The organism is Natronomonas sp., assembly GCF_036625485.1.
GTDB lineage: Archaea > Halobacteriota > Halobacteria > Halobacteriales > Haloarculaceae > Natronomonas.
The window spans coordinates 1-8,149 of record NZ_JAZKTR010000111.1; the positions used below are offsets into that span (position 1 = coordinate 1).

Annotated in this window: 9 protein-coding genes; 5 read left to right on the forward strand and 4 right to left on the reverse strand. The window is 66.0% G+C overall.

Annotation, left to right across the window (positions count from 1 at the left end; translation table 11 throughout):
• A partial coding sequence (gene pheA / locus V5A53_RS10855; RefSeq protein WP_332313631.1) for a prephenate dehydratase occupies window positions 1-791 on the reverse strand: 791 nt, incomplete at its 3' end.
• A gap of 150 nt (window positions 792-941) precedes the next feature.
• Complete coding sequence (locus tag V5A53_RS10860; RefSeq protein ID WP_332313632.1) at window positions 942-1,406, reverse strand: NUDIX hydrolase; 465 nt, start codon at window positions 1,404-1,406, stop codon at window positions 942-944.
• Window positions 1,407-1,532: 126 nt separating this feature from the next.
• Here V5A53_RS10860 and V5A53_RS10865 point away from each other — a divergent pair, with 126 nt between their 5' ends.
• The 3 genes from V5A53_RS10865 to V5A53_RS10875 all read left to right on the forward strand — a co-directional run bounded on the left by V5A53_RS10865 (window position 1,533) and on the right by V5A53_RS10875 (window position 3,591).
• Complete coding sequence (locus V5A53_RS10865) at window positions 1,533-2,081, forward strand: cupin domain-containing protein (protein ID WP_332313633.1); 549 nt, start codon at window positions 1,533-1,535, stop codon at window positions 2,079-2,081.
• A gap of 46 nt (window positions 2,082-2,127) precedes the next feature.
• Window positions 2,128-2,994, forward strand: a complete 867-nt coding sequence (locus V5A53_RS10870; protein WP_332313634.1) for a hypothetical protein — start codon at window positions 2,128-2,130, stop codon at window positions 2,992-2,994.
• Between the two features lie 183 nt (window positions 2,995-3,177).
• Complete coding sequence (locus tag V5A53_RS10875) at window positions 3,178-3,591, forward strand: DoxX family protein (protein ID WP_442928691.1); 414 nt, start codon at window positions 3,178-3,180, stop codon at window positions 3,589-3,591.
• Window positions 3,592-3,624: 33 nt separating this feature from the next.
• On the opposite strand, the gene V5A53_RS10880 is transcribed toward V5A53_RS10875, so the two are convergent.
• Window positions 3,625-4,335: a rhodanese-like domain-containing protein gene (locus V5A53_RS10880; RefSeq protein ID WP_332313635.1), complete on the reverse strand. Its 711-nt coding sequence runs from the start codon at window positions 4,333-4,335 to the stop codon at window positions 3,625-3,627.
• A 97-nt stretch (window positions 4,336-4,432) separates the two neighbouring features.
• On the opposite strand from V5A53_RS10880, the gene V5A53_RS10885 reads away from it, so the two are divergent.
• Together V5A53_RS10885 and V5A53_RS10890 are read left to right on the forward strand one after the other, a co-directional pair.
• Entirely contained in the window at window positions 4,433-5,272 is an 840-nt protein-coding gene (locus V5A53_RS10885; protein ID WP_332313636.1) for a hypothetical protein, read from the forward strand.
• A gap of 53 nt (window positions 5,273-5,325) precedes the next feature.
• Complete coding sequence (locus V5A53_RS10890; protein ID WP_332313637.1) at window positions 5,326-6,645, forward strand: restriction endonuclease; 1,320 nt, start codon at window positions 5,326-5,328, stop codon at window positions 6,643-6,645.
• Between the two features lie 271 nt (window positions 6,646-6,916).
• Here V5A53_RS10890 and V5A53_RS10895 read toward each other — a convergent pair.
• A partial coding sequence (locus tag V5A53_RS10895) for a hypothetical protein (RefSeq protein WP_332313638.1) occupies window positions 6,917-8,149 on the reverse strand: 1,233 nt, incomplete at its 5' end.

Consider the following 8,149-nt stretch of genomic DNA (forward strand, 5'->3'; position numbering starts at 1 on the left):
TCGGTGTCGTAGGAGCCCAGCACGCGCACCCAGCCGTTCTCGGCGAGTCCGCGCAACTCCTCGATGGCTTCCTGTGCCCGTTCCTCGTAGAGGCCGGCCGCGAAGTCGAAGTGGAAGATGTAGTCGCCGAGGCGTTCGCCGCTGGGGCGGGACTCGACGCGCGAGAGGTTGATGTCCCGCTCGGCGAACGGTTCGAGCATCTCCAGGAGCAGGCCGGGGTAGTTGGTGTTCGGATAGACGATGACCGTGGACTTGCCGCCGGCGTCGGAGCGTTCGGTCTCGGGCGCCAGCACGACGAAGCGCGTGGCGTTGGAGGTGCTGTCCTGAATGCCCTGCGCGAGGACCTGCAGATCGTCACCTGCGTTTTCGGGGTGGCCGATGGCCGCGACCGTAGGGTCTTCGCGTGCGCGCTCGACGCCGCGGGCCGTCGAGGCGACGGCTTCGGTTTTGGCGCTCGGGTACTCTTCGGCGAGGTATTCACGACACTGCGCCAGCGCCTGTGGGTGGCTGGCGACGATCTCGAACTCGCTGTTCTGGGCGAGCAGGGCGTGTTTGATCGGCGTGACGATCTCGCGAACGACGGCGACGTTGCGGTCCGCCAGCGCGTCCAGCGATTCGGTGACGGACCCCTCGATGCTGTTCTCGATGGGGACGACACCGCGTTCGTACTCGCCGCCGGCGACGCCCTCGACGATGCTGGTCACCGACTCGACGAAATCTATCTCGTCGGCGACCGCCTGCGTCGCGCGATGGGAGTACGTGCCTTCGGGACCGAGCGTGAGCGCCTTCATCGATTCAGGGTAGATGGGGAGGTATGAAAAGGGCGTCGGGGGCGTGGTCCGACTGTAGGGAGGACCACGATTGCGAGCGGGGAACGAAGTGACCCGCGAGCGGCGGTCTTAGAACGCCAAGAGAACCACTGAAGACGGACGCCACGGGGCCTATCGGTCGGCGGTTTCGATGGCGTCGATGCCGATGCTGGCGACGTCTTCGGCGATACCCGACGCTCGGAGTTCCTCGGGGGTGTACCACGCCCACGCCTCGGGGCTGGCTTCGTCGCCCGCGGGGTCGATATCCCTGCTCGGGGTTTCGGCGTAGTAGATGAGGTCGATGTGCTGGTGGCCGACGACGCCGTCGTGTTCGTTGATGTCGTAGAGAAGCGTGTGGCGGGGGTTCGGCAGGGCTTCACCCTCGGACCCGGGAACTCCGGGCCTGTCGTCGAGTAGCGTCGGCTGGAGGCCGGTCTCTTCGCGCACCTCTCGCAACCCGGCTTCGTGGGGGAGTTCACCCCGGTCGACGTGGCCGCCGGGTGGGATGCGGATGCCGTGGCGCTTGTGTTCGTGGAGGGCGGTGGCGCCGTCGTTGACGACGTAGACGGTCGCCGTGAAGTGGCGGGTCGTCTCCATACGCGGCGTCTCCGGAGGGCGAATATTAACCGCTGGCCAAGCACAGCGGAAGTAGAGTCCTGCCAGTTGCGGCCTCTCTCCCTCGCTGGCGATGATTTATATATACGGCGGCGGGAACAATCCCCGATGGAGCAGGTCAGCCTCGACACGTGTGACGTGGCGTCGTACGCCGGTATCGAGCGGCGGGGTCTCGGGAAGGTGCTGGGGGCCGAAGCGGTGGCTCTCAACCACTACGTCGTCGCGCCGGGCGAGCGCATCGCGGGCCTGCACGCACATCCGGATCAGGAGGAGGTGTTCGTCGTGTTGTCGGGCGAGGCGACCTTCGAGAGGCTGGACGGGAAACGATCGGTCACGGAGGATGAGGCAGTCCGCTTCGCGCCCGGCGAGTTCCAGTCCTGCACGAACCAAGCCGACGAGCGACTCGTCGTCCTCGCGGTCGGCGCGCCCGCCGACACCGACGAACTCCGGGTGCCGGTCGGCTGTCACGACTGCGAGGCCGAGACGATGGCGCTCGAATTCGCCGACGGAGGTGAGCGACTGGTCTGTCCGGACTGCGACGCCGAGCGGACGCCCGAATGCCCCGACTGCGGTGGGGACGAACTGCGCGCGGAACTGGTCGATGGCCGTCCCGCCAGCGTCTGTCAGGTCTGCGGCGCGACGACCCCTGCCCGATAGCCAGTCCGCGTCCGACTTTTATATACTCGCCCGCCGGAGTGCCGGCATGGACCGCGATAGGGCCTTACTGGTCGGTGGGGGTGTCGGCGTCCTCGCCGCCGCGCTGGCGCTCGCGTACGCGTTCGTCCTCGACCTCGTCGGTGTTCCGCCGACGCCCGGCGTGGCCTACGGGTCGATACTGGTGGCTGCGGCGGTCGCGGTCGTCCCCTTCGCCGTCGGCGGCGGGACGGCCTATCTCGCTGCCCGCCACGGCGTCGCGGCACCGCTGTTGCTCGTCGGGGTTTTCGCCGTCCTTCCCGGCGCGCTCGGCTGGCACGGCGGCGAACTGCTGGTCGGAATCTTCGTCATGGGTCCGTTCGTCGTGGTGGCCAGCCTCGCCGAACTGCTCGTCCGGGCCCGGTTCGGTCGCCTGTGGAATCCGCCCTCGGAGGCGGCTTTCCGTGCGCTTTCGGTCGGCGTGATGGCGGCCGTCGTCTACTTCGGCGTGTTCATGCTTCGGGCGGTCCTCCCGCTGTGGCGCATCGAGACCGGCGCACCGTCGGCGCTCCCGGAATCCGTCGATCTCCTGCTCACCCTGTGGTACGTCCTCGGCATCGCGCTCGTGCTCGTCGGCGTGCCCGTCGCGCTGAATCGGCGGTTCGGCCTCGTTGCGCCGCTTTTCGGACTCGCCGCCTACCTGCTGGTCGACCTCGCGTACCTCCAGCCGCTGGTCGCCGATGGGTCCGAACTCGTGGTCTCCTTGCTCGTGGTCGTGTTGCCCCTACTGGCGGCTGTTCTCGCTGGCGCTGGGGCTGTGGAGTGGTGGATCCGAGCGCGTCGCGGGGACTACGACGAGGTCGACGAGGAAGGCGGTGAGGGTGGCGAGGGCGGCGGATTCACGCTCGAAGGCGGGCTCTTCGGCGACCGCGTATAGCGGTTTTCGGGTTCGATCTCTGTGCTACCGTCTCTCGCGGACATCGGTGTTACCTGGTTGTGCTCATGTCGGCGAACGAATATATAGGTTCTATCTCCAACCAAGTAACGTAATGAAACCAGCTATCGAAATGACTGCTGTATCGCCTGCCGACCGCGCCACGCCGACCGAGGTGGTCGCCTGATGTTCGAGACCGCAGGGGCCGACATCGCGTTCCTCATCGCGCGCGTCCTCTTCGGCGGCATCCTCGCGTTCATGGGGCTCAACCACTTCCTGAACGCCGAGGACATGACCGGCTACGCCCAGTTCAAGGGGCTGCCGGCGCCGAAGGCCTCGGTCCTCGGAAGCGGCGGACTACTGGTCTTCGGTGGCCTCTCGCTCATCACGGGCGTTCTCCCGGCCATCGGCGCGGGCGCTATCGCTCTGTTCCTCGTCGTCTCGGCGATCACGATGCACGACTTCTGGAATCAGGAGGGCGAGGAGGCCCAAAACGAGATGACCGGATTCCTCAAGAACGTCTACGGCGCCGGCGCCGCGCTGGCGTTTCTCGCACTCGCGGGCGCGACGTGGCCCTACGCGGTCAACATCGGCCTGTAACCGCGACCCGACTCCGAACGCGACCTGTCCTTTTTATAAACGAACGACGCTTCCGAGTAGTTGCCCGAGCGGTTGCACCGTCTCGGCGGCGGGCGTCGTCAGCCGGATGTCGGAGTCACGAGTGACGTCGTAGAACCGGATTTCGAGGTCGAAGGTTCCGTTCTCGTTGATGGGTACCGCCTCGCGCTGGCCCGTCGGGTCGTGGCGCGCCCACGCGTACTCGCCAGCGTGGGTGGCGTCGGTTCGCCCGCGAATCTCGTAGACGTCGGGCCGCTGTTCGACCGCCTGTCCCGCCAGCGGGTAGCCGGCGTCGATCCACGCGTTGAAGCCCTCGTCGATGGCGTAGGTGTGGACGTAGCCGTTCTCGATGAGCGTGCCGCCGCGCATCGCCGAGAGATGGTGCGGACAGCCACAGTAAGTGACGATGCGGGTATCGGTTGAGCGGTCCGCAAGCGGGTCCTCGCCGTCTTGGCCGTCCGGCGCGGGACTGAGGACGGCCTCGGCGATGTGGGCCCGTTGGTAGGCGGTCGGGCTTCGAGCGTCGGCGAAGACCGTCCCGTCGTCCTCGCGGTACCACTCGATGGCATCGTCGAGGGGCACCAGCGGGACCTCGACGCCGTCGTCGGTGCTCGTCGTCTCGTAACCGTATTCGTTGGCGGCCTCCGGTCGGTCGCCGCCGAAACACCCCGCGGTCGCGGCCACGCCGGCAGCGAGGCCGGTTCGGAGGAACGTTCGCCGGTCCATAGGCGTCGCTAACGCGTGCGTGAGCAAAACGGTTCTCACGAACGCCGCCTCGCGAACGAACGATACCGTTTTGCGTCGGTCGCCCCTGCGGCCGGATATGCAACGCCGTGCGTTCCTCGCGGGAACGGCCGGCCTCGCTGGCGCCGTTGCCGGATGCAGCATGCGGTCGGTGAACGACGACCGGGTCTCGGCGTCCGGCGACATCGCCGTCCGTATCGACGGGGAGGCCCTCGACCTCACGGCCGACCGCTTCCAGTCCGAAAACGCCGACGAGTCCATCGCGTTCCACCTCCACGAGGGCGACGACGACTGGTACATGGAGGGCGACGAGCGCGTCACCGTCGCCGACGGCCTCGATCTACTCCCGAATTTCGCCTACGGCCGCGAGGATGGCTATCGCCGCCTCGAAATCGACGACGCCAGCTACGACGCGTCGTCGGCCGGCACGGAACTCGCCGCCTTCGTCGACGGCAGCGTCGTCGACCCGAGCGCCTACCGACTGCAGGACGGCGACGCGTTGCTCGTCGCCGTCACGACGACCGGGAGCCAACAGCCCGCCGTCGAGGGCGACCACGTCTCGGCGAGCGGCGACCTCGGTATCCGCATCGACGGCGACCCGTTCGACCTCACCGCGGACCGCTTCCAGTCCGAACACGCCGACGAGTCCATAGCGTTCCATCTCCACGACGGCGACGGCAAGTGGTACATGGAGGGCGACGAACGGGTCACCGTCGGCGAGGGACTCGACCTGCTGCCACAGTTCGCCTACGACCGTGATGAGGGCTTCCACGTCCTCACCATCGACGGAACCACCTACGACCAGCGTGAGGCCGGCACTGACTTCGCCTTCTCCGTCGACGATGTCCTCGTCGATCCGACGGCGTGGGAACCCGCCGACGGCGAGGCCATACAGGTCGACGTGACGACCGGCGCGTAACGAACCGCGAGTCGGCCGGCGGTCTTTTGGTCCCCGCCGTTCGAACGCCGGTCGTGACGCTGCTGGACGAGCTTTCGGGCTACGAGTTCGAGGACGCAGTCGCCTCGCTGTTCCGAGCCCACGACTACGACGACGTGCGGGTCGCCACTCGCGTCGCCGACGAGGGACGCGATATCACGATGTACGACGGCGACACCGCCTACGTCGTCGAGTGCAAGCACACCGGGGCCGTCTCCCGGCCGGTCGTCCAGAAGCTCCATTCGGCCGTCGCCACCTTCGACCACGACGGCCCGAAACGCGGCATGGTCGTCACCTCGGGCCGCTTTACCGACCCCGCCGAGGAGTACGCCGAACGCCTCGAACGCCGCGGGGACCCACACCCTATCGACCTCGTCGACGGAAGTGACCTCCGCGACCTCGGCGAGGCGGCGGGAATGGACCTCTACAACGGTCGCATCGAGATCGTCTGCGAGGAGACCCTCCCCGTCGGCGACCCCGAGACGGTCCTCGTGGACGTCTTCGAGGACGTCGACAACGCCCCCTCACGAAGCGACCTCCCGGCACCCGACTACGACGTGGTCTACCGGCCCGTCGTCGATATCGAGGCAGTCACCCGCGCCACCTTCGAGACCAGCGTCGGCGTCATCCACCGCATCGACCGCCGGGACCACCTCGTCGTCGAGGCCGACCGCGGCGGCCCCCGACTCGCCTCGGACCTCGTCGACTTGACGGGTGTCGAAACGGCGTCCCTCGAAGCCGCCCAGCGGCGCCACGGCGGCGAGGCCGAACGCTTCGACCGGACCGAGACCGAATACCGCGAGTGGGCGACCGAACGGCTCTGTGACCTGCTGGAGACGACGGTCACCTACACCGGCGACAACAACGTCACCTATCACAGGGACTGCCGTCCAGCTCCGAGCGACGTGGCTGTCCGCCGGACCGACCCGCTCTACGTCCCCCGCGTCGACGCCGGCGTCGAGTTGGGCGAGTACGCCCACCGCTACGCGTACGCCGCCGCCGGCAACCGCTATGTGGCCCGCGAGGACGGGGTTCGTCGCTGTGTCCACTGTGACACCGCCGGCGCCGAGGCCGCCACCTACACCTACTGCGAGAACTGCGGCAGCATCAGTTGTGAGGCCCACACCAAGGAGGAACGCCTCACCGGCGAGCCGGTCTGTACCGGCTGTGCGGTCACGGGGGAGTTCTTCTTCGCCACGAAGTACTTCTTCGACGAATCGAACCGCGAGACGTTCCGCGAGGAGTACGAGGCGATGCCCTTCTACCGCAAACCGCTGGAGAATCCACACCTCGCGGCGGGCGCCGCCGTGGCGCTGGTACTCGTACTGCTGTTGCTCATCGGGCTGTTCATTTAAAAGACGTTAGTCGTTCGACTCCTTCGTTCATACGGACCGTTGTAGTCTTTTACCGGTCATCGCCAGTACAGGTCGGCGATGACGGTAAATCGTTACAACGGTCCGTATCAGGAAATCGACCGACACGATTGTGCGGACGAAACTGCTTCAGGCCGTATTCCGTAGCCGAGCGGTACGAATCTCTCAAAACAGAGCTAGCAGCTGTTATGAACGACGGTACCGCATAAAAACGAACGAGAGCGCTCGACCGGAGTGCGTCTCGGGACCGCTGTTAGTTGCCCTTGCCCTTCCCATTCGAGGGGAAGGCATCCGCGGCGTCCTGTGCTGCCTCTTCCGTGCAGTAAAACGCCACGAAGCTGATGGCGTGGGGGTCCACGTACTCGGCGGTGACCTCTCCGTCATCGGCGACCAGTTCCTGGACCTCGAGTTCCTGTCCGGCCTTGACCACCGCGTAAACGGTGCAGTAGTCCGTGCCGAAGGTCGCGGAGACGGGCTCGAATGCCTCGTCGTCCTTGCTCATGAAGCTACCCGGTTCGTAGGTCACGAGGGTGTCGTCGCCCTTCTCGAAGACGAAGTCGTAGTCGACACATTCGCCGTTGTCGTTTTCTTCGATACAGGCGAACTCGTACTTCGCGAGGAGGTCCTCACTCGTGCACTCGTCGCAGACGTCGAGGGCACCCACGGTCATGTCACCGAAGCCGTAGGCGTATCGAGAGCCATCGAGATACATCTCGTAGGCGGTGCCCTGGGCACCGTTAGCCTTGTCGACGACGACGATCTCGTCGCGCGTGGTGTTCGATCCGACCAGATCGCCGGCTCCGGCGTCCCGAACCGCCAGCCCGGTGAAGAAGTCGCCGGTCACACCGACCGACGTCGCTTCGCCGAACGTCCCGCTGCTTTGATCGTAGTCGACGGTGTACAACTCCTGATCGCCACTGGAGTAGAGGTACAGCACTCCATCGGCGTCGAATGCGATGTCCGCCCCTTGGATGTCTGCGCCGGTTACCGTGACGAACGACGTCGCGGTGGGGCCGGTAGGATCGATGGTATAGAGCGTGTTATCGTCTTGGCTTGCGACGTACAGCGTGCCCGCCGGAGAGTAGGACGCCAGAACGACGCCGCCGGGGAGCCCGCTGATGAGGCCTTCGTCTTTGAACAAGTCGTTGCCCACGTCGTAGGTACCCAGGTGTTTGCTATTCTTATCGACCATGTAGATGGTCGCGCCGTCGACCGACGCAGCAATCGCATCGACTTGCCCGAAGTCGGAGTCAGTCAGATCTTCCAGTAGCACGAGATTAGCTCGCGGCGGCGAGACGGAGCTATCGAGGTCGACCGAGTAGAGCTTGCCGAGGAAGTTTCCGGAATTATCACCACCGGAATCCGTGAGATAGAGCGTTTCGGTCGTGTGCGAACTGGCAGCGACGCCGCCGCTGAATGCGGGCAACCCGAACGTGCCGATGGCACCCATCACACCTACCGTTCTCAGGACGTTCCGACGGTTCAT